The sequence below is a fragment of the Terribacillus sp. JSM ZJ617 genome, from assembly GCF_044383785.1.
In the GTDB taxonomy this organism is placed as follows: domain Bacteria; phylum Bacillota; class Bacilli; order Bacillales; family Amphibacillaceae; genus Terribacillus.
Window position 1 is genome coordinate 185,488 of sequence record NZ_JBISEQ010000004.1, and the last position, 25,941, is coordinate 211,428.

Annotated in this window: 24 protein-coding genes; 10 read left to right on the top strand and 14 right to left on the bottom strand. The window is 44.7% G+C overall.

Annotated features, from left to right (window positions below; all coding sequences use genetic code 11):
- Positions 1-104: 104 nt before the first annotated feature.
- On the bottom strand, positions 105-887 hold the full coding sequence (gene fabI / locus ACH6C1_RS14490; protein ID WP_095223897.1) for an enoyl-ACP reductase FabI: 783 nt from the start codon (positions 885-887) through the stop codon (positions 105-107).
- A 157-nt stretch (positions 888-1,044) separates the two neighbouring features.
- On the opposite strand from fabI, the gene ACH6C1_RS14495 reads away from it, so the two are divergent.
- Positions 1,045-4,491 carry a hypothetical protein gene (locus tag ACH6C1_RS14495; RefSeq protein WP_374078191.1) on the top strand — a complete coding sequence of 1,149 codons (3,447 nt, stop codon included), beginning with the start codon at positions 1,045-1,047 and terminating at the stop codon, positions 4,489-4,491.
- 41 nt (positions 4,492-4,532) lie between these two features.
- Here ACH6C1_RS14495 and ACH6C1_RS14500 read toward each other — a convergent pair whose 3' ends face one another.
- The gene (locus tag ACH6C1_RS14500) at positions 4,533-5,360 is read right to left on the bottom strand and encodes an aldo/keto reductase (RefSeq protein WP_374078194.1); all 828 of its coding nucleotides are present in this window, start codon (positions 5,358-5,360) and stop codon (positions 4,533-4,535) included.
- Positions 5,338-6,555, bottom strand: a complete 1,218-nt coding sequence (locus ACH6C1_RS14505) for an MFS transporter (RefSeq protein WP_286160779.1) — start codon at positions 6,553-6,555, stop codon at positions 5,338-5,340. The genes ACH6C1_RS14500 and ACH6C1_RS14505 overlap by 23 nt, the downstream gene beginning before the upstream one ends.
- Before the next feature lie 118 nt (positions 6,556-6,673).
- Between ACH6C1_RS14505 and ACH6C1_RS14510 the strand changes: the two genes are divergently transcribed.
- Positions 6,674-7,033 carry a winged helix-turn-helix transcriptional regulator gene (locus ACH6C1_RS14510; RefSeq protein ID WP_095223894.1) on the top strand — a complete coding sequence of 120 codons (360 nt, stop codon included), beginning with the start codon at positions 6,674-6,676 and terminating at the stop codon, positions 7,031-7,033.
- A 35-nt stretch (positions 7,034-7,068) separates the two neighbouring features.
- Here ACH6C1_RS14510 and ptsG read toward each other — a convergent pair whose 3' ends face one another.
- The 3 genes from ptsG to ACH6C1_RS14525 form a co-directional block, all read right to left on the bottom strand.
- Positions 7,069-9,153 carry a glucose-specific PTS transporter subunit IIBC gene (gene ptsG, locus ACH6C1_RS14515; RefSeq protein WP_374078198.1) on the bottom strand — a complete coding sequence of 695 codons (2,085 nt, stop codon included), beginning with the start codon at positions 9,151-9,153 and terminating at the stop codon, positions 7,069-7,071.
- A 167-nt stretch (positions 9,154-9,320) separates the two neighbouring features.
- On the bottom strand, positions 9,321-10,163 hold the full coding sequence (glcT, locus tag ACH6C1_RS14520) for a glucose PTS transporter transcription antiterminator GlcT (protein ID WP_374078201.1): 843 nt from the start codon (positions 10,161-10,163) through the stop codon (positions 9,321-9,323).
- A 125-nt stretch (positions 10,164-10,288) separates the two neighbouring features.
- The gene (locus ACH6C1_RS14525) at positions 10,289-10,783 is read right to left on the bottom strand and encodes a hypothetical protein (RefSeq protein ID WP_095223891.1); all 495 of its coding nucleotides are present in this window, start codon (positions 10,781-10,783) and stop codon (positions 10,289-10,291) included.
- Between the two features lie 163 nt (positions 10,784-10,946).
- Between ACH6C1_RS14525 and ACH6C1_RS14530 the strand changes: the two genes are divergently transcribed.
- Together ACH6C1_RS14530 and ACH6C1_RS14535 are read left to right on the top strand one after the other, a co-directional pair.
- The gene (locus tag ACH6C1_RS14530; protein ID WP_374078203.1) at positions 10,947-12,056 is read left to right on the top strand and encodes an NADH-dependent flavin oxidoreductase; all 1,110 of its coding nucleotides are present in this window, start codon (positions 10,947-10,949) and stop codon (positions 12,054-12,056) included.
- 60 nt (positions 12,057-12,116) lie between these two features.
- Entirely contained in the window at positions 12,117-12,467 is a 351-nt protein-coding gene (locus ACH6C1_RS14535) for a DUF3846 domain-containing protein (protein ID WP_095223889.1), read from the top strand.
- 33 nt (positions 12,468-12,500) lie between these two features.
- On the opposite strand, the gene ACH6C1_RS14540 is transcribed toward ACH6C1_RS14535, so the two are convergent.
- From ACH6C1_RS14540 to ACH6C1_RS14550, 3 genes are all read right to left on the bottom strand, one after another.
- Entirely contained in the window at positions 12,501-13,676 is a 1,176-nt protein-coding gene (locus tag ACH6C1_RS14540; RefSeq protein ID WP_374078206.1) for an aminotransferase, read from the bottom strand.
- Positions 13,673-14,170: an Lrp/AsnC family transcriptional regulator gene (locus tag ACH6C1_RS14545; RefSeq protein ID WP_374078209.1), complete on the bottom strand. Its 498-nt coding sequence runs from the start codon at positions 14,168-14,170 to the stop codon at positions 13,673-13,675. Before ACH6C1_RS14545 ends, ACH6C1_RS14540 begins: the two co-directional genes overlap by 4 nt.
- A 90-nt stretch (positions 14,171-14,260) precedes the next feature.
- Positions 14,261-15,616, bottom strand: coding sequence for a TrkH family potassium uptake protein (locus ACH6C1_RS14550; protein WP_374078211.1), 1,356 nt, complete (start codon positions 15,614-15,616; stop codon positions 14,261-14,263).
- Between the two features lie 131 nt (positions 15,617-15,747).
- On the opposite strand from ACH6C1_RS14550, the gene ACH6C1_RS14555 reads away from it, so the two are divergent.
- A complete protein-coding gene (locus ACH6C1_RS14555; protein ID WP_374078214.1) occupies positions 15,748-16,857 on the top strand; it encodes an NAD(P)/FAD-dependent oxidoreductase in 1,110 nt (369 codons plus the stop codon).
- Positions 16,858-16,872: 15 nt separating this feature from the next.
- Here ACH6C1_RS14555 and ACH6C1_RS14560 read toward each other — a convergent pair whose 3' ends face one another.
- Positions 16,873-17,340, bottom strand: coding sequence for a GNAT family N-acetyltransferase (locus tag ACH6C1_RS14560; RefSeq protein ID WP_374078216.1), 468 nt, complete (start codon positions 17,338-17,340; stop codon positions 16,873-16,875).
- 96 nt (positions 17,341-17,436) lie between these two features.
- Between ACH6C1_RS14560 and ACH6C1_RS14565 the strand changes: the two genes are divergently transcribed.
- The 3 genes from ACH6C1_RS14565 to ACH6C1_RS14575 all read left to right on the top strand — a co-directional run bounded on the left by ACH6C1_RS14565 (position 17,437) and on the right by ACH6C1_RS14575 (position 19,506).
- Positions 17,437-18,303: a LysR family transcriptional regulator gene (locus tag ACH6C1_RS14565; protein ID WP_095223883.1), complete on the top strand. Its 867-nt coding sequence runs from the start codon at positions 17,437-17,439 to the stop codon at positions 18,301-18,303.
- Between the two features lie 121 nt (positions 18,304-18,424).
- Positions 18,425-18,805 (top strand): CidA/LrgA family protein, encoded by a 381-nt coding sequence (locus ACH6C1_RS14570; RefSeq protein ID WP_038557742.1) that lies wholly within the window; start codon positions 18,425-18,427, stop codon positions 18,803-18,805.
- A complete protein-coding gene (locus ACH6C1_RS14575) occupies positions 18,802-19,506 on the top strand; it encodes an LrgB family protein (RefSeq protein ID WP_374078220.1) in 705 nt (234 codons plus the stop codon). The genes ACH6C1_RS14570 and ACH6C1_RS14575 overlap by 4 nt, the downstream gene beginning before the upstream one ends.
- Before the next feature lie 36 nt (positions 19,507-19,542).
- Here ACH6C1_RS14575 and ACH6C1_RS14580 read toward each other — a convergent pair whose 3' ends face one another.
- Both ACH6C1_RS14580 and ACH6C1_RS14585 read right to left on the bottom strand, forming a co-directional pair.
- Positions 19,543-19,947 (bottom strand): disulfide oxidoreductase, encoded by a 405-nt coding sequence (locus tag ACH6C1_RS14580; RefSeq protein WP_366248596.1) that lies wholly within the window; start codon positions 19,945-19,947, stop codon positions 19,543-19,545.
- A complete protein-coding gene (locus ACH6C1_RS14585; protein ID WP_374078223.1) occupies positions 19,947-20,639 on the bottom strand; it encodes a DsbA family protein in 693 nt (230 codons plus the stop codon). Before ACH6C1_RS14585 ends, ACH6C1_RS14580 begins: the two co-directional genes overlap by 1 nt.
- A gap of 240 nt (positions 20,640-20,879) precedes the next feature.
- Here ACH6C1_RS14585 and ACH6C1_RS14590 point away from each other — a divergent pair, with 240 nt between their 5' ends.
- Positions 20,880-22,766: an FUSC family protein gene (locus ACH6C1_RS14590; protein ID WP_374078226.1), complete on the top strand. Its 1,887-nt coding sequence runs from the start codon at positions 20,880-20,882 to the stop codon at positions 22,764-22,766.
- Positions 22,767-22,861: 95 nt separating this feature from the next.
- Positions 22,862-24,319 carry an NAD(P)H-binding protein gene (locus ACH6C1_RS14595; RefSeq protein ID WP_374078229.1) on the top strand — a complete coding sequence of 486 codons (1,458 nt, stop codon included), beginning with the start codon at positions 22,862-22,864 and terminating at the stop codon, positions 24,317-24,319.
- Positions 24,320-24,399: 80 nt separating this feature from the next.
- On the opposite strand, the gene ACH6C1_RS14600 is transcribed toward ACH6C1_RS14595, so the two are convergent.
- Positions 24,400-24,897, bottom strand: a complete 498-nt coding sequence (locus ACH6C1_RS14600) for a DinB family protein (RefSeq protein WP_374078231.1) — start codon at positions 24,895-24,897, stop codon at positions 24,400-24,402.
- 80 nt (positions 24,898-24,977) lie between these two features.
- Complete coding sequence (locus tag ACH6C1_RS14605) at positions 24,978-25,895, bottom strand: helix-turn-helix transcriptional regulator (protein ID WP_374078234.1); 918 nt, start codon at positions 25,893-25,895, stop codon at positions 24,978-24,980.
- Between the last annotated feature and the right edge of the window lie 46 nt (positions 25,896-25,941).

Sequence of the window (25,941 nt, forward strand, 5' to 3'; positions counted from 1 at the left end):
AGAAATCAGATGTATGATATTCCCGTTTCACTGCCACGTATTTTAAATTCTTGCTAAACATAAAAACCCGTCCTAATCATAATTAGAACGGGTTAAAGCGCAAATTAACCAATACCGATGATATTGAAACCAGCATCCACGTAAACAATCTCACCAGTTACACCGCGGGAAAGAGCTCCGAGCAAACCAACAGTCATATCGCCAACTTCCTCAGCAGAAACATTACGGCGAAGCGGTGCAGTATGTTCCACTTTTGAAAGGATGTCATTGAAAGAAGGTACGCCTTTTGCAGCCAATGTACGGATTGGACCTGCAGAGATAGCGTTAATACGGATGTTATCCGGACCAAGATCATTCGCCAAGTAGCGTACACTTGCTTCCAGAGCTGCTTTTGCAACACCCATGACGTTGTAGCCCTGGAGCACACGATCAGCACCAAGGTAGCTCATTGTCACGATGGAGCCGCCTTCTGTCATTAACGGACGGACTGCTTTTGCAACAGCTACTAATGAATAGGCGCTTGTATCCTGTGCGAATGCATAGCCGTCACGAGAAGTGTCGATGAAATCACCTCTCAAATCTTCTTGATGTGCATGTGCTACGGAATGCACAAGACCATGGACAGTTGTGAACTTGTCTTTGATTTCTGCAAATGCAGACGCGATGCTGTCATCATCGTTTACGTCACACTGGATAACAGCTGCTTCCATTTCATTCTTTTCCAACAGCTTGTTCAACTTTTTAGCGGAACGCTCCTGGCGATATGTAAAAATCAGCTTCGCACCAGCGGCATATAACGATTGCGCAACGCCCCATGCGATACTGCGATCATTCGCCACACCCATGATGACGATGTGCTTATCCTGTAATTGTAGAAAATCCTTCATTTTCATTCTCCTTCTATATGAACAGCTTCGTTCACGTTTTCTACCGCCTATCATAACAGAAAACAGAAATGAAAGGAATGAGGCGGCTGTTCAGACAAGTCTTACTTCTATATAATAAAGTTTGGAAATAACAACCAAATAATCGCGAGGTGAAAAAATGGATACTACGCCTCCCAATAAAACCGGAGATCTGTTCGAACAAAGACTTCGGGAATTATTAGATCAAGGCTATATATCTAACGAAACATACTCGAACGCAATGACAGGGTATCGAACCAAACTGGCTTATGATGCTTCAAAACAGACTGAAACAAAAACACATCCAGAGATTTCCCCAGCACGTCAGACGGCTGCGGCGGCTGAACAGATGTACACTACACCAGAAACTGCTGTCTATTGGAATTCATCAGCCAACCAGAAACAGAAAAAACAAAAGACTCCTGAACAAATCCGAGAGCGCAATCTGACTATCATTCTCGTTCTCGGGATCATAATGCTTTTCTTTGGCGGGTTATATCTCGGCACTTCAAACTGGGGGAACTTCTCATCTTTAGGAAAAGTGCTATTAATCAGCCTGATTCCTTTCCTTTTCGCAGGATTGAGTTATATCAGCTATAAAGTTAGGATCCCGCAAACAGCCTTCGCATTCTTAATGCTCGCAGCGCTGTTTGTACCGATAGTCATCTTCTCAGCATCCTACTATCAGCTGTTTGGCAGCTATTTGTCCTTCGGCGGTGACGGTGCAGCATTGATAGGAACTGCTGCGGCATTAAGCTGTACAGCTTTGTACTATGCAGTGGCAGCCCGTACAGGATCCAAAGCATTCATATGGGTAACATATGTCGGCTTATCGTCCACCTTAATCTCAGCATTACTATATGTCACGACTACGTATAGTGCATTTCTATTCTGCTTGCAGCTGGCCAACTTCCTGCTGCTTTTGTTCGAGCGAACGATCCGCAATACATTTAAACTAAAGACACTGCAGCGTTATTGGCCTTATTACTTGCAAATGAAACTTGGAACAGAAGCCATCATCACAATCATTCTGATGAGCAGTGCTATCACCTATGATCTGACTTTACTGGTGATTAGCATTAACGCACTGATTTTGGCAGCCAAGAACTTCAGTAAACTTTATCATTTTGGATTTATCGCTTTTACCTTGATTGGCAGCATCTTGCTGCTTTTGGAGATTAACTCTTATTTCAATATGTTCTTTGGTCAATTCATAGGCTTAGGCTTCATTCTCGTCAGGTTGACATGGAATTTGCCTCGCTGGCTGCAAGTGGTCTATGAATCTTTTATCCATGCAATAAATGGCTTTCTTTTTATCCTTTTCACAAGTCTTCTTTATTATTTTGATTTTAATTGGGCGTACTTAATCGGGATTTTATTCTTACTGATCCAGTATACGATCTGGACCGCTTCATCACGCAAAGTCTATTACAGCTATCCTAGCGTCGGACTGTTCCTGCTTGTCGTCTACTGGCTGCTTTATATGGTAGATGCTCCAATTTGGATCCGTACAAGTGCGTTGGCGACGTTATGTTTCATCGGGCTTTCATACAGTTATATTTGGCCAAGAAAGATAACATTCTTAGAGCCATTCCAAATTACGATTAACTGGGCAGCCGCAGGGCTTGTCATCCCTATATTCCTGGTGAATCATAGCTATGGATATTATGAAGCCAATAGCTATCTGCTGCTATTAGTGGCTGCAGCAGGTTTCTTCTGTTACGAGAAAGAAAACGCAGAGGTTGTGCTCATCAGTAAGATCATTACCCCGATTAGCTTGATCGCAGCATTATTACTAGGTGGTTACCGTCTATATACTGAAAATGAATTTTATCATGAACAAATCGGTATTTCAGGACATGCAACTTTGATTGCATTGATAGCCATTGCAATTGCATTCCTATGCCGTAGATATCGATACCGGCCGTTATTTTTATCGTTTTTCCTAACAGGTCAAATCCTGCAGAGTTGCGCTGTTCTGATTGCCATCTTTTCGTGGAATTTACCTGCAGTCACAGTTACGATTGTTTCACTTATCAATGTCGGTATTCAATCAATGGCTCTTCAAGTCTTTCGGAAGCATCCATTATGGCTTGCAGTGCTCAGCTCCATTATTGTGACATATGTATCACTGCAAGATCTATTCGAAATTCGGGACTCGAATATATTAACAGCTTATGGCTTGTTATGCGGAATGCTGTTCTTTGCAGCTAGCCTATACATGAAGAAGAAAGCTCCGATTGGTTCGGTCTACTTCTTCTGGTGCAGTCATGCTTTGATTATTTTCGGCACGCTATGGGTTTTGCTTGCACAGTTGTTGGATTTTGTTCCGCCTGTCTGGCTTCTTATTCCGCTCGTTCCATTCGTGTTGTCTGCACACATTGTTACGAGAATGATAGAAAAGTATATATTTGCGAATGCCAGTATTTTAATTGTCTTCCTTATCTCGATCACCCATATGGATCAGTACACGAATCTGAGTCATCAATTTACACTGGCTGCAGCATTGACAACAGGCTGCATTGCCTTGGCATATGCTCTGCTGCCTAGCTGGCGTTCCTTATTGCGGATTAGCCTGCTGACTGGCTATAACGTTATTCTGCTGTTCGCATTAGCAGAGCTTACTGGCCTATTCTCCTGGCAAATCATCCTGCTGGCTATCTTTGTCGGGGTAATTGCAATCTATCAACAGCATCAATGGCAGCTAAGCATCGTTTCTGCCTGCACGTTGCTGTTACTTCTCGCCATTTCGCTTCTCTATGGAAGCATCGGCCAGGAAATCCGTTTAGCTTACTTACTGCTTGCCGGCGCAACAGGATTAGCACTTACCAGCTTCAGCAATTACCAATCTTTCGTTGCCGAAGCGGGCAAGAGTTCTGTTTCGAATAGAGTGGATATATATCGGATCGGTGCTATCGTTTATACTATCGTCGGCAGTCTGGCAGGTGTTGCAGCCTATGAATCAGGCCTTGCTGATACGCTATTTGGTTTATCAGTACCGGTACTTTTATATGCGATCAGTATATACACAGCACCAGCAGCTGAAAGACGTTATGTACGGCTTGCTGCCATCGTATCTTGTTTGTACCCTTATATACTCGTCCTGCAAGTCGCAGACATCAGTCCATATTTAACAACAGAGCTATATGTCGTACCGATTGCATTACTAGTTCTTATCATCTTGCGACTGTTTTTCTATGATCCCGATGTAACACCGCATATCGAGTTAGTTTTGCTAACAATTGGGTTCGGCATCCTCGTGCTTGATGGGCTGTCTTCAATGACAATTTATGATGCCTTATCTCTTGGCAGCCTTTCTTTACTGGCCGCTGTCATTGGTTTCTTACGGAAATATCGTGCGTATTTCCTGACGGGGACGATCACTGTTGTGTTTAACTTATTCTTCAACACCCGTACCCTTTGGGGAAGCGCACCATGGTGGTTATATCTGATTGGAGCTGGCATTCTGCTGATTGGCTCTGCCAGCTTTATCGAATATCAGAAGCAAAAGCATGACAGAACCACCGAATCACTGCTGCAAGCAAGCAAATCCAGGTGGATAAAATGGTTTAAGCAATATAAATGAAAAAGGCAGCTGTCTTCTGCAGACAGCTGCCTTTCTTTATCTTAAAAATCGAACTCGTCCGGATGCGGGCCACTGCGGGTACCATCATCCAATTGATCTAAGCGCTCCATATCTTCTGGTTGAATTTCAAAATCGAAAACTTCCTTGTTTTCGATGATACGTTTGTCTGTCATTGATTTTGGTATCGTGATGACACCATGCTGAATATCCCAGCGAAGTACAATCTGGGCCGGGGATTTCCCGTATTTGCTAGATAGCTCCTGCAGCAATGGCTGCTCCAGCAGTTCTCCGTTCATAAGAGGTGACCATGCTTCCAAATGGATTCCATTTCCCTTCGCGTATGCACGCAGTTTTGCTTGGATCAAGCGCGGGTGGAATTCAATTTGATTGATTGCCGGCACCACAGAAGCGGTTTTTAGTAATTCTTCCAAATGATGAACTTGGAAGTTGCTCACACCAATCGCTTTCACTTTCTCCTCTTCGTATAGTTCTTCCAGTGCTTGATATGGCTCTAAAAACTTATCTTTCCCTGGCCAGTGGATTAAATAAAGATCAAGATAATCAAGCTGCATTTTTTCCAAACTCTCTCCATAAGCTGCTTTTGTTTGTTCCAACGTCAGACCTGCATTCCATACTTTAGAGGTGACAAACAAATCTTCTCTTTTCACTAACCCTGCTTGGATGGCCCGGTTAATTCCTTGACCGACACTTGCCTCATTTCCATAAATAGCAGCAGTGTCGATACTGCGATATCCTTGCTCGATAGCAAAATAGACTTTTTCAGCTAGTTCCTCTCCATCCTCTACACGGAAGACACCGTAACCTAGCATCGGCATAGAATTGCCGTTATTGAGCTTTACTGATTTCATGGGATATTACTCCTTTGTTTTCTAGTTTTCTCGAAATAGCTGTTAAACCAACTGCTGCTGCAACCATAATAGCTGCTACCCAGCTTGTATGAAGCAGACCGAGCTGCTCTGTAATAACTCCGCCCAAATAGGACCCGAGCGCAATTCCAGCATTGAAAGCTGCAATATTCCAAGCAGAAGCTACATCAACCGCCTGCGGCACAAGCCGTTCGGCAAGCACAACGATATACGACTGTAAACCGGGAACGTTCATAAAGGCGAACAATCCCATAAGCAGTATGAACAGCAAACCAAGTCCTTTGACAGGTAATGTAAGGTATAAGGCAGCTAGTATAATTGCCTGTATGGCAAACATATAAAATAAAGCATGAACCGGCTTTTTATTAGCCAGCTTACCACCAGTAATATTGCCGATTGCTACTGCAATACCATACACGAGCAAAAGCCACGTCACTGTCCCCGGCTGAAATCCGCTTATCTGCTGCAAAAGTGGTGATAAATACGTAAAGACGACGAATGTGCCGCCATAGCCAAGTGCCGTAATAAGAAGAACCAGAACGATTGGGACTGACCGCAAGAGACTAGTTTGATCTTTAAGTCTTACTTTTACGCCTTTAGGCAGCGTATTTGGCAGCAATGCCAGATTAGCCAAACCAGCAAGAAGTCCAATAACGACAATAAATAGAAAAGCAATTCGCCAATCTAGCTGCTGACCGATGAATGTCCCGAACGGCACACCGGTAATCGTGGCAACCGTAAGCCCGGTGAACATGATACTGATTGCTCCTGCCCGCTTATTTGGCGGAACCAAACTCGCAGCGATTGTAGAGCCGATCGACATGAATACGCCATGCGCAAGCGCCGAGATGAAACGAGCTACCAGCAGAATAGACATATTAGGAGCAGCAGCGGCTATACTATTACCTATCAAAAAGACAAGCATAACCAAAAGAAGCTGCTTCTTTTTCGGTATACGGGAAAGCATCGGTGTCAGGATCGGAGCACCGACAACAACTCCGATGGCATATAGGGACACTGTAAGTCCAGCCGCCTGCACTGATGAGTGAAAGTCATCCGCAATCAGCGGCAACAGACCCACACTGATGAATTCTGTTGTGCCGATCGCAAAAGCCGTAATAGCCAAAGCGATCAAGGCAAAAGATTGTTTTCCTTTCATATTACATTTCCTTTCCATTTCTTATATCTCCCGCATCAGCCGGAGTAATGTTATTATGTCGTATAGGATTCACATTGAACAGTACGTACTTTTTTGTGCTATAGGCACCTTTTAGTACCTATAAGGAGAGAAGAAAATGCAAAAGAAATATAATATTAGTGTAGAAGCAACACTTGAGGTAATAGGCGGGAAGTGGAAAACGGTCATTCTCTGCCATCTGACACACGGAAAGAAACGGACAAGCGAATTGAAGCGGCTTATGCCGAATATCTCCCAGAAAATGCTCACGCAGCAGCTTCGCGAGTTGGAGGCAGACGGGATCATTAACAGGATTCAATACCATGAGCTTCCGCCGCGTGTCGAATACGAACTGAGCGAGTATGGCTGGAGTTTGCAAGGGATACTGGATTCCTTGTGCAGCTGGGGTGAATCTCATATCGTCAAGGTATACGGAAATAAAGAGGACTATCTGGAAAAGACATATTTAAACGAATGAAAACAGCTATAGCATTATCGCTATAGCTGTCTTTTCTAAAACATTTCGATTTTAACTCTGTTTTTCTGGTTCGCTTTTACTTTTTTTCCCGCTTGGAAGACAACTTTCTCAGCAGGTACCAGATTCGTAAACACAACCGGGGTCAGCAAAGACGGGACCTGTGGTTCTATATTTGCAAGGTCAACTTCCACTAGTTTCTGACCCGCTACGACTCTGTCTCCCTCTTTCACAAAAACCTCGAATCCTTCTCCCTTCAAATTCACCGTTTCCAATCCAATATGAATCAGCACCTCACGACCATTGTCTGTCTCTAAACCAATGGCGTGCTTTGTAGGAAAAATGTTGATGACTTTCCCGTTAATCGGAGAAACAACAGTTCCATTGACAGGTTCGATCGCAAAGCCATCTCCCATTAGTTTTTCAGAGAAGACTAGATCCGGTACATCCTCCAAATAACGCAGTGTTCCAGACATCGGTATGACGAATGGGTCATTTTTAAGCAGGTTTGACTGGATATCCTCGACCTGTAAAACGTCTTCCGCTGCAGGTGCAGCTTCATTTTGCGAACTTGATGTCTTGCCCATTATGATATCCTGTATCTGTTCTTTCAGCCCTTCCGATTTCGGCCCAAATATGGCTTGCATGTTGTTCCCGACTTCCAGCACACCAGCTGCCCCTAATTTCTTCAGTTCAGTTTTATCAACTTTGTTCTTATCATTCACTGTGACTCGAAGACGTGTTAAACATGCGTCCAAGTATTTGATATTTTCTTTATTACCCATCGCTTCAAGCACATGATACGCCAATCTTCCAGCCCGAGCGTTTCTTGCATTTGTTTCTTCTTTCACTTCTCTTTCACGACCTGGCGTCATGAGATTGAATTTACGAATTGCGAATCGGAATACGAAATAATAGATTACCGCAAAAGCTAATCCTACAGGAATAACCAGCCACCAATCCGTCCGGTTTGGCAGGATTCCGTACAAGAAGAAATCAATGAATCCACCGGAGAATGTCATTCCGACTTTAATATCCAGCATGTACATCGTCATATAGGAAAGTCCAGCAAATACACAGTGTACAGCGTATAATAATGGCGCAACGAACAAGAAAGAGAAATCAAGCGGTTCTGTGATTCCTGTCAAGAAGGAAGTCAGTGCCGCTGAACCCATCAACCCAGCAACAACTTTCTTTCTTTCAGGGCTTGCTTCGTGATAAATAGCCAAGGCTGCCGCCGGCAAACCGAACATCATGAACGGATATCTGCCAGTCATGAATGTACCTGCTGTCAGCTCCGCCCCGTCTCTGATTTGCGCCATGAAAATACGCTGATCACCGCGGATCAGTTCTCCCGCCGCATTCGTGTAGCTGAAGAATTCATACCAGAATGGTGAATAAAAAATGTGATGCAGACCGAATGGAATCAATGCCCGCTCAATGACACCGAAAATGAAAGCCGTCAGCGTCATATTGGAAGATAACAAGCCGCTCGAGAAGCTATTCAATGCATGTTGAATTGGCGGCCAGACAACAAGCATCAACAGACCAAGTGCCAATGCACAAAGAGATGTCACAATGGGAACAAAACGCTTTCCGGCGAAAAATCCCAGATACTGCGGCAATTCAATTTTATAAAATTTATTGAACATAATGGCTGCCAGCACACCGACAATGATCCCGCCGAATACTCCTGTGGCGAGTGTCGGGATTCCGAGCATCGTCGTATAGGCCGGATTATTCCCTGCAAAGAATCCTGCTTGTTCTACAGCATCTTCCGGAATGCTGCCATTAGCGATGAGCACCGCACCCATCGTCGCGTTCATGATCAGATAACCGATGATGGCTGCAATACCTGCCACACCATCTCCATTCGCTAGTCCAATGGCAACACCTACCGCAAATAGTAACGGCAAGTTATCAAATACGATATAGCCGGCACTTTGCATGACAGAAGCAATGAGCTGCACCCAGGCACTGTTCAAAAAGCCGATATTCCCCATCAGATCCGGGTTCTGTAATGCATCCCCCAATGCCAGCAAAATACCGGCAGCAGGTAGTATTGCGACAGGCAGCATAAGCGCCCGGCCGATTTTCTGCAGGACACCAAAAGCATTTTTCATCTACTATACACTCCAATTCCGTTACATCCTGATAACGTTTACACAAAATATCAATAAAAAAGACATGAGCGATAAAGAAAATCACACAAAAAGAAATGAATTCTTCTTGCGCATCCTTTTATCCTCATGCCTGATCAGTTCAGTTACACGCATAAATGCCATGCACATTATAATTTATTGGTCAAACGGTACAGATGCAAAGTGAGATAGACTGCCTCTGCTTCTTGTACAGGACGTTTTAACGTTTGCTGTAATATTTTGACTAGCTTCCAAGCAGTATTATAGCACAGCGGATATTCAGTTTTCAATAGGTTCATGATCTTATCAGGTTCGCGAACTTCCTCACCCCGTTTTATCCGGTCGATTGCAAAACGGAAATGACGGACAAGCCTTATATAATTAATACTTTCCCGATCGACTGTAATAGCTAAACTTGTCTCGATCACCTGGAACATCCGCGCAATCAGCCTTGTATACTGACTTAGTTCTCCTACGGGCTGATTGATACAAGCACTGTGAATATGCAGCGTAATAAAACCGATTTCACCTTCCGGCAGCTGGATGCCGAGCCGTTCATTCAAAAGTGATACAGCCTCACTAGCTACGCTATATTCCTTCGGATAGATGAATTTCGTTTCCACTGCAAAAGGATTTTTGATATCCAAGCCTTGCTCCAGTCGTTTCATCGCAAAGGCTAAGTGATCGGTCAGCCCGATGTGAATATGCTCATTTAATTGCTGCCCCATCCGCTCTGCGATTAGATAAATGACATCATTCATAACTGCAACCAGTTCTTCATCGATATGATCCAGCATCTGCTTGTAGCTGTTCTGCTCCTTTTCACCTTGAAGCACAAACAGCTTTTCAAATTCGCCTTCCTCCAGCTTACTGCCTGATTTCTTACCAAAACCGACGCCCTTACCGATCAGGACGACTTCTTTTGAATCCTCATTTTCGGCTATCAGTACATTATTATTGAGTATTTTTTGGACAGAAAAGGATTTCCCCATAGACTATCTCCTTTTTTATTCATAACGCCATTGTAATAGATAATTAGTCCTTTGTATAACATTTTTGAATCCGCTTTCTTTCCTATATAGAAAAAGTGTATAGCTATTTTCTGCTATACACTTCTTTATACGGGCTCTGGTATCGAAGTATGCAATAATAAATCCGCGAAATTACGCGTTAGCGGTAAGGCATCATCCAAGCTTCGGGAAGTACCATAAGCATAAAGGAACGGGCTATGCTTTTTTTTCCTGATTGCAACACGGCAGCTGGCTTCTTTGTATTTCTCCCGCACATCCATGCACGCAAGCAGCTGGTCGAATGTCAGGATTGCGATTTCTCCGCCGAGAAGGTCTTTCTTACTGCAAATAAGCACAAACAGCTGGTGCCGTTCTTCTTCAGACCATTGCAGCAGACGTTCCCGTTCCTCATCCGAGAAGCGGAAATTCCACGTATTAGTCGAACTTGTCGCGTACTTCGAGTACACTTTCATCCGATTCGAACCTGTTTCCAGCTGGTATACACGCCTTTCCTTACTTTCCTCGATCAGCGCAGGTACAATCTGCATGGATACTAGCTTGGAAAGGAAGGCACCATAATAATAATCATATTTGTTCAACATACCATCGTTGCTCCTGTCTTTGTTGTTTCAACAGTATAGCATGGCCATAGATTTTTTGCAGATGGCTGTTACAAAAAATAACTCGCTTACGAATGAGCATTTTGTTTGCTACCTTTTTCACAACTCTCTAGAATATAGTCCATACAAAGGAGGAATGATTCCAATGAATGAAAAATACGCTTCCCTTTTCGAGAGTTTAACTTTACCGAATGGCGTTACGTTGAAAAACCGCTTCGTACTCGCTCCGATGACACATTACTCTTCCAATCCTGATGGTACGATTTCTGATCAGGAACTTCCATATATCGCACAGCGTTCCAAGGATATCGGCTTGGTCATCACTGCTGCAACCAATGTTTCTGATAGCGGGAAGGCATTCCCTGGACAGCCTTCCGTGGCTCATGATACAGACATCCCTGGCTTGAAAAAACAGGCTGACACAATCAAGGCTGAAGGAGCAAAAGCAATCCTCCAGATACACCACGGCGGGCGTGAAGCAGTTGCTGATCTTGTGCCTAATGGAGATATTGTTGCTCCAAGCGCTGTTGAAAAAGAAGGAGCGGCTACTCCGCGCGCATTGGAAACAGCAGAGGTTCAGCAAATCGTAGACGATTTTGGTGAAGCTGCCCGCCGCGCTATCGAAGCAGGCTTCGATGGTGTAGAAATCCATGGTGCAAACGGCTATATCATTCAGCAGTTTTATTCTCCATTCTCCAATCGTCGTGTTGATGAATGGGGCGAGCGTTTGCGCTTCCCATTAGCTGTCATCGATAAAGTGAAGGAAACTGTAGAAAAACACGGTTCCAAAGACTTTATCATAGGATATCGTTTCTCCCCAGAAGAACCGGAAACACCTGGATTGACAATGAAAGAAACATTCGAGTTAATTGATGCACTTGTAGAAAAACCTTTGGATTACCTGCATGTATCCCTGATGGACTTCCACTCCACAGCTCGACGCGGTGCTGATACAAATGCGAAACGTATTGATTTGATCAAAGAACGAATCAATGACAGAATACCATTGGTCGGTGTTGGATCCTTGTACTCCGCTGAAGACGTAGCTACAGCGAAAGCAACTGGTGTCCCATTGATTGCATTGGGTCGTGAATTGCTAATTGATCCGGAATTCGCAACGAAGCTTAAAGAAGGACGTGAAGACGAAATCATCCGTTTGATCGACCCCGCCCGCGAAGATCATCATGGCATTCCAGAACCGCTTTGGAATATCATCCTGCAAACAAAAGGCTGGGTTCCGACAAAAGCAGAGTAATAGCGAAGCGCATCCTATTATGCTTTAATGGAATAAAAGCGTTCGAAGGAGAGAACCCACATGGCAAAAATATCAGCATTAGTACTTAAACCAGAAAGAGACTTTGCTGCAAAGTCCGTACCATCAGACCCACAAGGCATTCAGAAGTTTGTCGGCGGTTCACCTATCATGACACGATTGGTTGACGGTATTGTTGTCGTCAGCAATGAAAGTGCTACGGAAAATGATCCGTTGAACTTTACTATTTTCCAGCGTCACAATGACCATGTTCATGAACTCGGCAAATTATATGGCGATGCTGTATTCGCAGCAGAATCTGATAAAGGATTGACTAGCCTCGACAAGGACCAAAAACAAGTTGTTAAAGACTGGTTCCAGTTTGGCCGTGACAGACTTCTATTGAACGAATAAACGAAAAGACCCTCTCATACGAGAGGGTCTTTTTTATGCGCGCTGCTTTTCAACAAAACGCTTGATCCGTTTCATCGCTTCTGTCAGCTGCTTCATCGAAGTCGCATAAGAACAGCGAATATAGCCTTCTCCGCTTTCCCCGAATACACTTCCAGGTACGACGGCAACCTTTTCTTCAATCAGCAATGCTTCTGCAAAGGCTTCGGAACTCAATCCGGTTTCTTTGATGGATGGGAAGATATAGAAAGCTCCGCCTGGTCTGTTTGTCATCAAGCCCATTTCTTCGAAAGCTGATGTAACAAAGTTCCTCCGCTGACGATAGCTTTTTCTCATATGCTCTACACTGGCAGATCCACTTCGCAGCGCTTCTACCGCACCGTATTGAGCCATCGTCGGCGCGCACATGATTGTATACTGATGAATTTTCGTCATTGCTTGGATCAGTTCAGCAGGTCCCGCGGCATAACCGAGACGCCAGCCTGTCATCGCAAACGATTTGGAAAATCCGGAAATGAGAATTGTGCGATCCTGCATATTCGGTAAGCTGGAGAAGCTCACGTAATCAGCTTCATAGCTCAGCTCTGCATATATCTCATCAGAAAGGACGAGCAAGTCATGTTCTTCCACAAGCTCTGCAATCGGCAGCAGCTCCTCCCGATTCAGCATCGTGCCAGTCGGGTTATTCGGATTACATAGGATGATTGCCTTTGTTTTTGGCGTAACGGCACTCTCCAACTCTACCGGCTGCAGCTTGAAGCCATTCTCCGCTTTTGTCCCGACAGAGACTGGTACGCCCCCTGCCAATGAAACAGCCGAAGCATAAGCAACAAAACACGGCTCGACAATGATAACCTCATCACCCGGGTTAAGGATAGCCCGCAGCGCAATATCGATTGCCTGACTGGCCCCTACCGTCACGATCACTTGATCTGCCGGACGATAGCTCACAGAGTATGTCGTTTTGAGATAATCAGAAATCAGTTCACGCAGCTCCATCAGTCCAGCATTCGCTGTGTAGGCTGTATACCCTTGCTCGAGTGAATGGTAGCTTGCTTCAATCACATTCCAGGGCGTGACGAAATCTGGTTCACCAACCCCTAAAGAAATAACATTATCCATTGTCGAAGCTAAGTCGAAGAAACGCCGGATGCCGGATGGTTTCAAAGCATCGACATGCTCCGCAATGAAGCGGCTTGTATCCAGACTCATGGACTCACCGGCATTCTGCGATCATTATCGTCATCCTCACCGAAGATGATGCCATCATGTTTATACTTTTTCAGGATGAAGTGCGTAGTCGTCGAAATAACTGTATCCAATGTGGATAGCTTTTCCGATACAAAGCGGGCCACCTGTGACATCGTCTTTCCTTCTACTGATACAGACAAATCGTATGCGCCTGACATCAAATAGACAGCTTTCACTTCTGGGAAGCGATAAATACGTTCTGCTACATCATCGAACCCTTTGCCTCGAACAGGCGTTACCTTTACATCAATCATAGCGGTCACACCTTCATAGCCCCGCACTTCCGTCCAATCAATCAACGTTGAATAACCATGAACAATCTGCATTTCCTCGAATTTACGGATAGCAGCTTCTACTTCCTCAACGGATAGCTCAACCATCCGCGCTATCATATGTACATCCATTCTGCCGTTTTTCTCTAAAAGCTCTAATATTTCTATTTCTTTCTTATCCAAGTTGGTCACTCCTCTAATACCTTAATGATGTAGTTCTATTTTATCTGAAAACAAAGAATTGAGAAACCGAAAACGGATACACCAGCTATATTAGCCGATGATGATCCGTTCCTCCGGATTCCGCACGGCAGTCTTCCTGATTCGGAAAGCTAGCGCGAATGCGATAGTAATCGGCCCAACACGACCCATGAACATGAGAAGGGAAAGAAGAATCTTACCTGGTTCTGAAAGGTCCGGCGTCAGTCCAAGTGTCATCCCAACCGTCCCGAAAGCTGAAAGCACTTCGAATGCAATATAATTAAGTGCAGCACCTTTCTCCGTGATAGAAAGCAAAAACACGAATAGCGATACGAGAAGGACTGAATATGTCGTGATCGAAAATGCCCGGAACACTAAGTCCCCAGGTATCCGACGATTTCTGATATTCACTTCCTGCTTCCCTTTTATCAGTGCCCATACTGCAAACAGCAATATGGCAAACGTAGTGACTTTTATGCCCCCTGCAGTTCCACCGGTTCCGCCGCCGATAAACATAAGCGCCATTGTAACCAGCTGTGACCCCAATGTCAGATCAGCTGTATTCAGCGAGTTGAAACCAGCAGTCCTTGGAACTACACCATGGAAATAGGAAGCCAGTAGTTTATCATTCCACGCTAGATGTCCGATAGTAGCTGGATTACCATACTCCAATAGAAAAATTAATAGTGTCCCGCCAGCGACAAGTACAGCTGACATCCAAAGAACAACTTTCGTATGAAGTGTCAGCCGTTTCCCTTTTTTCTTCTGGATGACATCAGCTACGACGATGAAGCCGATTCCACCTAATATCAGAAGAATTGTCAACGTAAAATTGACTATTGGATCACCAACATAGGCAGTCATGCTGCTGAAATCCCCCATTATATCAAATCCGGCATTATTAAATGCAGATATTGAATGAAAAAGTCCGTAATAAAAAGATTTCGAATAGCCAAATTCACTTCCCCAGTGAAGCCCGAGGATAAGCGTTCCAATCATCTCACAAAAAACAGTGAATAAGAGAACAAACCGTACCATCCGGACAATACCTTCGTACGAACTCTGATTGAGTGATTCTTTGACTAAATGCCGCTCCTCAAAGCTTATATTGCGGCGAAGCAGCATTGCGATGAATACTGTGAGCGTCATGAATCCTAATCCGCCTATCTGGATAAGACATAACAGTACAATTTGGCCAAATAAAGTAAAGGTGGTCTGTGTATCAACTACTACCAGCCCTGTCACACAAACAGCTGAAGTTGCCTCGAATAGTGCATCAATAAAAGAAAGATGGTGCCGATCCGCTGTTGCCATCGGAAGCATCAGAAGAAACGTCCCCAATGCGATTAATACGAGAAATCCCAGCGCAAAGAATTGCGGCGGATTGATTTTTATACGGTGATACAGCTTTCTGCTTCTAGTCGCCATGTCTATACAATTCCTTTTATGATATTTTATGTTACATCTCACTTCTACTATCTATCATTCGATTATAATACTGAAAAAAGGGTGAATATGCTATGGTATATTGTAGCTAAATGAAGAAAAGGATGTTCGACATGCATATAGCAATTATAGGTGCAGGAATAGCAGGATCTGTTACCGCTTATAAACTTGCCAAAGCCGGCATGCAGGTAACCGTGATCGATCGTTTTGATAAAGGACAAGCAACAGATGCAGCAGCAGGAATCGTCTGTCCGTGGCTCTCCCAGCGGCGCAACAAAGATTGGTATCAGCTGGCCAAAGGCGGTGCTCGCTATTACCCGGAAATTATTGAAGAGCTTCGTCTTGATGGTGAAGTGGAAACAGGCTATTCCCGTGTGGGTGCCTTGAGCTTGCATCACGACCACAAGAAATTAGAAGCCATGCAGAAACGGGCAGAAAAACGCAGGGACGATGCCCCGGAAATGGGTACTATTAGCCTGTTGGAGGAAGACGAAGTCCGCCAGCTCTTCCCCCTGATCGCACCAGGGTTTGGAGCCGTGCACGTCAGCGGAGCTGCTCGTGTAGACGGAAGAGCATTACGCGACAGCTTGCATCGGGCAGCCAAAAAATACAATGCTCGTTTTGTTTCAGGCGAAGCCCGCCTTTCGATGACAAAAGGGCAAATCACCATCACAGCCGGCAATGAAGAATGGATACCTGATCAAGTTGTCGTCACAGCCGGAGCTTGGGCCAAAGAGCTTTTGGAACCGTTAGGCTATTCACTGCAAGTCAGCTTCCAAAAAGCCCAAATCTGTCATTTACAGCTGGATGCTGCCCAAACAGAGACGTGGCCTGTTATAATACCGCCTAATGATCAATATCTGCTCGCATTCCCAGACGGCAGAATGGTAGCAGGAGCCACTCACGAGAATGATACAGAGATGAATACGAAAATCACGGCCGGCGGAGTACATGAAGTACTGAGTAAGGCTATGCAGCTTGCTCCAGAATTAGCAGGAGCAGTACTGGCTGAGACTCGGGTTGGATTCCGGCCATTTACCCCTGGTTTTCTCCCGGTATTCGGCCGTCTGCCAAAGCATAAAAATCTTTATGCAATGAATGGATTAGGCGCGTCAGGCCTTACAATGGGGCCGTTTGTTGCTTCTCAGCTCACCAAGCTGATATTAGGACAAGAAACCAATATCGATATTTCTGCTTACAATCCAGAAGGCGCGTTAGAATAAATTAAGCCCATGTCATCATGGGCTCTTTGTCATGATTAGGAACAGCAAGCCATCGGACTCGCGGTTAAAACGATTTACCTCCCGGAAACCAGCCTTTTCGTAAAGGTGGACAGCTCGTTCATTGAAAGCTGCTACTGTTAGCCGGTATTGGTCCTGCTCGATATTTATCTTGATCCAATTGAGTATTTCAGTGAAGAACTGCGAGCCTCTTCCGTGTCCGGTCTTTTCAGGTGCCATCCCTACTCCTATATCCAAATAGGTCTGGTCACTATAGTCACCGCCAAGCACTCGCGCATCATCTCCAACACAGAAATATCCAAGCAGAATCCCGTCTTCGTAGACTCCATAATAATCACCTACCATGAGCATCATGACCGCACCCTCCGTATAGGTGAGGTTATAGAGATCATAAGGCGGGGAATAGCGCCAATGCAATACTGCATACGCATCATCTGCTGTTAACGATTTTATCTCATATCCCATTAAAAGGACTCCTTCTATCAGTTATTGCTTGTATTATAGCATTTTCCTTCTATAGAGAAATGGGTATACTTGAACTTAAGAAAGGACGGTATCGTTATGGAATTGCGGCAGCTACGCTATCTGATCGAAATTGTGAAACAGAAGAGACTGACAAAAGCAGCAGAAAGCTTGCATGTATCTCAGCCTGCTCTCAGTAAAACAATCAAGAGTCTGGAAGAAGAACTCGGAATCACCTTATTCAAACGTACGAACAAATCCACTACCTTGACCGATGCCGGCAAAGTGGTACATACCTATGGTCAGCAAGTACTTGCCCAATTGGACGAAATGCAAACGACACTCCAAGATCTTACTGATCTGAAGCAAGGAGCTGTCACGATCGGAATTCCGCCGATAATAGGCAGTCTCTTCTTTCCAAAGGTAATGGCTCGCTTCCACCAGACCTATCCGAATGTCACGATCAATATTACCGAATATGGGGCTGCACGTGTCGTAAAGGCAGTAGACGAAGGAGAATTTGAGCTTGGCGTTGCTGTTCTGCCCCTTGATGAAACGGAGTTCAACTATTATCCGATTGTAGAAGAAGAGATGAAGCTGATGGTGCATCGCGACCATCCGCTCGCTGATCGGGAATTAGTTGAGCTGAAGGAATTAAAGGATGAAGACTTCATTTTCTATAATGAGGAATTTGCATTGCACGATATTATGCGGAAACGCTGCATCGAGGAAGGCTTCGAACCACATATCCTCTTCAAAAGCGCGCAATGGGATTTCATCAGTGAAATGGTCGCAGCAAACTTAGGAGTCAGCCTGCTTCCTGAATCCATTTGTAACCGAACCTATAATGCTGATATCCGCATTATCGATTTAACGCCTTCCATTCCGTGGAACCTGGCAATCATCACAAAAAAGGACAAGTATATTTCCTATGCCGGAAGGCGTTTCATTGAGTTTTTCCTTTAAGTCAATATAACTTAAAGTTATAGACAATATAATATATATGTATTTTACGAATACGTGAGACCGCAGTATGATGGAGTTATCAATAAAAGTTATGGATAACTTTCTGTTAGGAGGAAGATTTATGGTACGAAAAACGATTACCATGCTTTCTCAGCTAGCGATCATTCACGTATTTTATTTTGCCGGTGTCGGCTTAGCACATATATTATCTCTTCCGGTACCAGGCTCTATCGTAGGTCTGGTCTTGTTATTACTAAGCTTATTTGCAGGCATCGTCAAACTGGAATGGATCGAGAAAGCAGGGGGCTGGCTGTTGGCTGAACTTCTGCTTTTCTTTGTCCCATCAGCTGTTGGTATCCTGAATTATAAAGAGATATTGAATTGGCAAGGTCTGGAGACTGTGCTGCTGATCCTTATCAGCACCTTCATCGTGATGGCCGCTACTGGATTCACCGCTGAGAAGCTGTATAGAAGAAAAAGAAAAGGAGGACACACACAATGACTACCGCACTTATCATCTTAATAGGCACCATTGTTACCTACGTCATCTACCGCGCCTCAAAAGTTGTGTACAAGAAATGGCCAATGCCATTCTTCCATCCGCTGCTGCTGTGTCCTTTGATTCTTATCGGCATTATCCAGCTGGCACATTTAGAGCCAAGTGAATACGCCCTATCTTCAAGTTTATGGACACATATGCTCGGCCCAGCCACAGTTGCTTTTGCTATACCAATTTACAAACATGCTCATCTATTACGTAAGAATATCATGATCATTCTAACAAGCATTGCAGCCGGTACATTGGTAGCAATCGGTTCTTCCTTGCTTTTGAGTCTTGTTATGCGCTTCAATGGCGATTTACTGATCAGTATCCTGCCACGATCCATTACAACACCAATTGCGATTGAAGTATCAAAAACAATTGGCGGTCTGCCGACCCTGACGACTGTCTTCGTTATCGTGACTGGTGTTACAGGCGGTATCATCGGCCCATATGTCATTCGGCTTATGGCATTAAAATCGCCTGTTGCCCGTGGTTTGGCGCTTGGAATGGGAGCCCATGGAGTGGGCACTAACAAAGCAATGGAATATGGGGAACAAGAGGGTACGTTCTCGACTATCGGCATGATCATGGCTGCCGGTATGACATTGATTTGGGGAGGCCTGCTTATTCCTTCCTTATTGAACATCACCATCCTATGAAAAAAAGCATTTGCCGAAAATGGCAAATGCTTTTTCTTATGCATGTTTTCTGCGAAGGATGAACATGCATACTGTGATAATCACGAAAGCTGTGAATGCCAGCAGCGGAATCGTGATGAACCCGAGCCAGTTGATATAATGACCTGAGCACGGTACACCGCTGGAGCAGAGACTCGCTCCTTCTAAAGCTGGCACTTTCTGATGCAGGTAATGATAGCCTGAAATTAGTATTCCGAGAATACTAAGCGGCAGCACATACTTATAGATACGAACATCATTTTTATAAAATGCGATACCTAGTATGATAGCCAGCGGATACATGAGGATACGCTGGTACCAGCATAGTGTGCATGGCACGAATTTCATGATTTCACTGAAATAGAGACTGCCCAGCATTGCAATGACTGCCGTTATCCAGGCAAATAACAGGCTCTTATTCATTAGTTCGCCTCCTGCGTTTCCTCATCTACCATGTCGATCAAATCGTTCATATCTTGGCCTTCGAATAGTTTTCCATTGACGAAGATAGTAGGTGTACCTTGCACACCAAGTTCATCTGCAAGTTCTGTATCTGTTGAAACAGCATCATCGGTTCCCTTGTTGTACACTTGCAGCACTTCTTCCGCTTCTTCATCGCTGACTACTTCACGAAGCTTGTCCATCAGGAAATCATCCGTGAAGCTTGTGTTCAAATCCTCTGCGAAGAGAACATCGTGGAATTTCCAGAATCCATCATCTCCAAGCACTTGGTAAACTGCTTCACTGAATTGTGCGCCCTTCTCTGAGTCAGCATTGATGATCGGCATATTCATGAAATAGAAGCTAGCCTTACCAGTATCAATCAATTCCTGATCGATTACAGGGAAATTATTATGATGGAACTCTTGGCAGTGGATACATTTGTAATCGCCAAATTCAACTATTTTAACCGGGGCATTTTCATCGCCGAGGAAGGGCTGACTGCTGTAGTCGATGTCCTGCGACGCCTCATCACTGGAAGCCCCTGTATAATTATTAATGAGGACCAGTGCTACTACTAAAAGGACAATCGCCAAGACAACCCAAACAATGACCTTGGATGCTTTAGAAGCAGCTCCTGATGTATTGCCTGCGGATTTCTTCTTTTTTGCCATCTCACTATCGCTCCTTTATTACAGAAATAAGATGATAGATTTCTTCTATCACATAACATCATAACATTAAAAAGTAAAAATGGATGCCTTGCAACAAATTTGATTACAGGTATTTTCATGCGAAATTCTTTCACAAGATACTTCACCCGTTTGAATTAGTTTGTGAATTGCATTACAATATAATAGTTCTGATTATGACCTTTTTTTATGGGTATCATGGAAAGAAAAGAAGGGATTTACTTGAAGGATTATCATTTACCACAGGCGCCTGCACGGCTTAGTCTGCGAGATGCATTACGTGTCAGATCTGCTGCCTATCCTTGGAATCGGGCAATAGGATCAGGTCTTGCCACCTGCCTGCCGATATTGATCGGTTTATTACTGGGGGACATCATCCATGGATTTTCAGCCGCGCTTGGCGCTTTCACATTCTTATATATAGGAGCAGAAACGTATAAACAACGCGCAAAAAAACTAGCCGCCGTGGCTATATGCCTTGCTACTGCTATGGTGCTCGGAAGTTTGCTTGCTCCGTATACAATTGTACTCTCTATAGTCGCAGGTATTATCGGCTTAATAGCCTTTTATGTCCTGAACACCTTGCAGCTTCTCATTCCGGGTCCAATGTTCTTCGTCCTGATATTCTGCATGGCTACAGGGCTGCCAGTAGACCAAAATAGCGCGTGGGAACGAGGATTTTACGTCCTGCTTGGCGGAGCACTATCCTGGCTTCTAGCCATGGCAAGCTGGCTCTGGACGAAAAAGAACCACGATGAACAAGTTCTTATCAAGTCTTACAGACAGCTTATGGCAATGCTGCAATCCGCTGGAACACCAGCTTTCTATCAGATGCAGCATCTTACAGTCCTGACGTTAAGACAAGCCGATCGTATCATCTATGCATCCAAAAGGCAGCCATCTACGCTGCGTTTACATGAGCTGGCAGCAGATATTTTCTATACATTGACACAGCTCAATAATGAAAACCTTAGCTCAGATGTGCGAATCTCACTTGAGAAGCAGCTGACCGCGGTGATTGATGCACTCGAAGACGCAAAAGGCAACTGGCCTGCATATACAAAGTCGGAACAGACAGTAGTCCACAATCTCCAGCTTGAATTGGAACAGGCATATGATCTTGCTTCACAAGCAACTGCAGAGGAATCAATTCAGGTTGAGAAAGAATCCGCGTGGACTGTTCTTCGTAACGGTATTTCACGTAAAAACATCACTGTCCGGCACGCTTTATTCTACGGACTGTTTATTATGATTGCATCGCTGCTGGCACACAGCCTGGGATTTAACCGACCTTATTGGGTGCCAGTAGCCTGTGCAGCTGTACTTATTGGTGCAAATACGACGCTCACTATTCATCGGGCAATCCAGCGCTCTCTCGGCACCATTGTCGGTACCATAATAGGCGGATTGATTTTATCACTGGAACCATCAGGTTTTTATCTGATTCTTATTGTCGGTCTGCTGCAGCTTTGTGTGGAACTGGTGATTGTACGTAACTATGTTTTTGCTAATATGTTCATTGCGCCTCTCGTTCTTGTATTGGTAGAAACAATGAATCCAGGCAATACCGTCAGCTATTTTGTGACAGCGAGGGTTGTCGACACGATTGTTGGAAGCTTGATTGCCATAATCGCTGTTTTGCTTTTATGGCGCGGTATCCATACCCGCTTCCTCCCGATTATATTAAAAGAAACAATTCTTCATATGCAGGAGCTCCTTCGTGCAGTTCATTCAGGAGATCAGGAAAAGAGACATACAAAGAAACTGATGAACAGTTTGATCGAATTACGCGCGGCATATGATCGAAGTCTTGGCGATTTCTCGGCTTCCCAGCAGCAGGCAGAGGTGTTATGGCCAGCCATCATGCATGCCCAGCACGCAGGCTATTTGCTCATGTCCCTCCGCAAGAACAAAGATAAAATAACAGAAACACAATATGATGCAATTCAAAACCAGCTTGGCAGCATTATGACCAGTCTTACAACACGGCAGCCAGTATCCTTTGAAAAGTATGATGAGCTCGATTTACAGCGGGAGCTCAACCAGCTGCAGTCTGCTCTTACCCAGCTTTATAGCACAAATGATGCAGGCAAGCTTGCACCGAATTGACCTTCTCTGACTACAGAGAAGGTTTTTTTGTGTTACAGGTATGAGAAAGAAGGGTACGATTAAACACAAGAACCAGAAGACAGGAGCGGTATATCATGCAAACCGAACAGAAAAAACGCCCCGTCGTCGCTTTGACAGGAGCGAGCGGCTACATTGGCAGTCATTTATTGGATAAATTGAAAGAGCGTTTTGACGTCATCGCCCTATCACGGAGCGGTGACAAGCGGGAAAACACTGATCGGGTAACATGGCGTTCATGCGATCTATTTTCCCAGATTGATACCGAGAAGGGTCTTCAAGGAGCAGATATCGCCGTCTACCTTGTTCACTCGATGAGCCCCTCCGCCAAGCTCACACAGGCGAGATTTGAGGATATGGATGTCATTTTGGCCGATAACTTTGCCCAAGCAGCCAAGAAGAACGGCGTGAAGCAAATCGTTTATTTAAGCGGGATCATACCGCCGGAGGAAAAACTGTCCCGTCATCTTCGCAGCCGATTGGAAGTAGAAAAAATTCTTGGATCTTACGGCGTACCTGTGACGACAGTCCGAGCTGGATTGATCGTCGGTCCGAAAGGCTCTTCTTTTCCGATTGCTGAAAAATTGGTCAAACGGCTGCCTGTCATGGTCTTGCCAAGCTGGACAAGGACGAAAACACATCCAATCGCACTTGCTGATGTACTTATGGCCTTACAAAAAAGCGTTGGAAACAAAGAGGTCGCTGATAAGGCGATTGATGTCGGCGGCCCAGAGGTGATGACATACAAGGAAATGCTGGAACACCTAGCGGGCGTTATGGGTAAGAAGCTCCGAAGTTTCAATGTACCTTTCCCGACTGTTAAGCTTTCCCGTCTATGGGTAAAACTTATCAGCGGTATGCCGAAAGAAACAGTCTACCCACTGATCGAGAGCCTGTCACATCCAATGGTGGCACAGTCTTCTCACTACGTGGAAGGCATCAGTAATGGTCAAATTCCTTTTGATGAAGCTGCCAGGACTGCCATGGATGAAGAGCAGAAAAGTAAAGATTCCAAGCATAGTAAAAAGCTGAGGCTCCCTTCCCCACCGCCTCGCCAGGACGTGCGCTCTGTACAACGCATGCCGATACCTTCTGGCAGAGATGCAGGATGGGCAGCGAAGCATTACATGAGCTGGGTATCCGAGTCCCTTCGACCTTTTGTTCGGACCGAGGTTGATGATCAGCTTAACTGCAAAATCTATCTGACATTTACCAAGCAGCCGTTGCTGATACTTTCTTACGCCAAAGAAAGAAGTACAGCCCACCGCGCATTGTATTACATTACTGGCGGCTTGTTCGCGAATGTAAAAGAAAGCCAGCGGGGCCGCATTGAATTTCGTCAAATACCAGGAAAGCAGGAGATGGTCGTGGCCATACACGAATACTTACCTTCCTTGCCTTGGTTCGTCTATAAATATACCCAGGCACCTATCCATATGCTCGTTATGTTCTTGTATCGGAAGCATCTCGAGCGTCTGGTCCGCCATAAGAAGCAGTCCGGTTTACAAATACCACAGCTTGCGACAAAGAATTGAAAGAAGGCAGCACATTATGTGCTGCCTTTTTTGAAAGTTCTACACTAAAAAGCTGCTCACACCGTGTATCAGCATGCAAGTTACTGATACCAAAAGAGTGAATAATCGTTCATAGTAGAGGCGTGGCCCAACTGGCGCAGCATTGCAGAGACATTGCCCCGGTGATAGGTACCATGATTGACTACATGCAGTACAATTTCTGATAACCGAGTTTCTCTTGTTCCAGCATATGGGTTCTCGAGCAGAATAGTTTGCTCCAAGTCGTCCTGGTCTCTTAACCATTCTTTGTAATGTTCCGCTGACTGTGCGAAGTCGTTTGCAAATTGATCTGCAGAGTGCAGAAGATTCTCCTTTTCAAGTGGCATACACATTTCCAGAGCTTCCTGCATTCGAGCACCATTTAAAACCCTATACCAGACACTTTCCACTGCATAGATATGACTGAAAGCTTGGGCAATAGTAGGAAACGCGGTGTTCACTTCCTCGCGCAGCACATTGGCTGGAAGCTCCTTGATCTGGTTTAGGAGGGTTTGATTGGCCCAAGAATGGTAGTTAAACATTTGTTCGGGATGATTCATTCGTATCTTCTCCTTTTAATATAGATAGATTAAGGTTGTAACGGATCTCATTATAAAAAAAGAAGTATGACAGCAGTCTGTCATACTTCTTCATAAAGTTTAATTGTGTTTTTCAGCTTCTCTTTTAAAATGACTCGAAGGGCGTGCGGCTGGACGACTTCGACTCCGCTGCTGAAACTCAGCAGAATGGACCATAACCATCGTGCTTTCAACGGCTCATGAACCGGGATTCTCATCGTCATACTGCCATCATCATGAAATTGCTTATCAACCTGGTGAAACTGATCCATCGCTTCCGCCAATGCCTCCTGTCTAACCTTTATTACCACATCAGACACCTTATTTTCCCATTCGTTGTCAGAAGTATAATCCTCCTTCAGAATCTCGTCATGTGGCTGAAACGAATCCTGCGTCAAAGACAGCTTCAGCATCCTGGACAATCGGAACTCCCTATAATCCTTCCGTTTTCGGCAAAATCCAGTAAGGTACCAATTGCTATACTTATAATGAAGCTGCAATGGTTCCACATCACGGGTGGTACGTTCATTTTGTGCATTTATATAGTCAAAGGAAATAACTTTTCGCTCCGTGATGCCAGAACGTAATCGACGAAGTGCATCCGGCGCCGTCCGATAGCTTTCAAAGTCCACCGAAAGATTCTGATTTTGATTATCCTCCCCAATTGTTTGAAGGCGCTCAATGGTGCTCTGTACACGTTCATCTTCAAACACAGTGGCTAGGCTGCGGAGCACCGTAACCAGATAATCAACATCGTATGAACCGAGCAAGCTTCTGTCCATCTTGTATCCGTCCATAATGCCATAGCCGCCCTTATTTCCCTGATACGATATAACCGGGATTCCTGCAGCACAAATCACATCGATATCCCGATAGATAGTTCTCGGGGAAACTTGGAACTCTTCAGCGAGCACAGATGCAGACAGAACTTCGTGGTTCAACAGTTTGTAGATTATAGAAATCATACGCTCCAATTTCATATGTTTTCCACCCTTTGTCCGGATTCTACTCTTACACGTTTCTTTG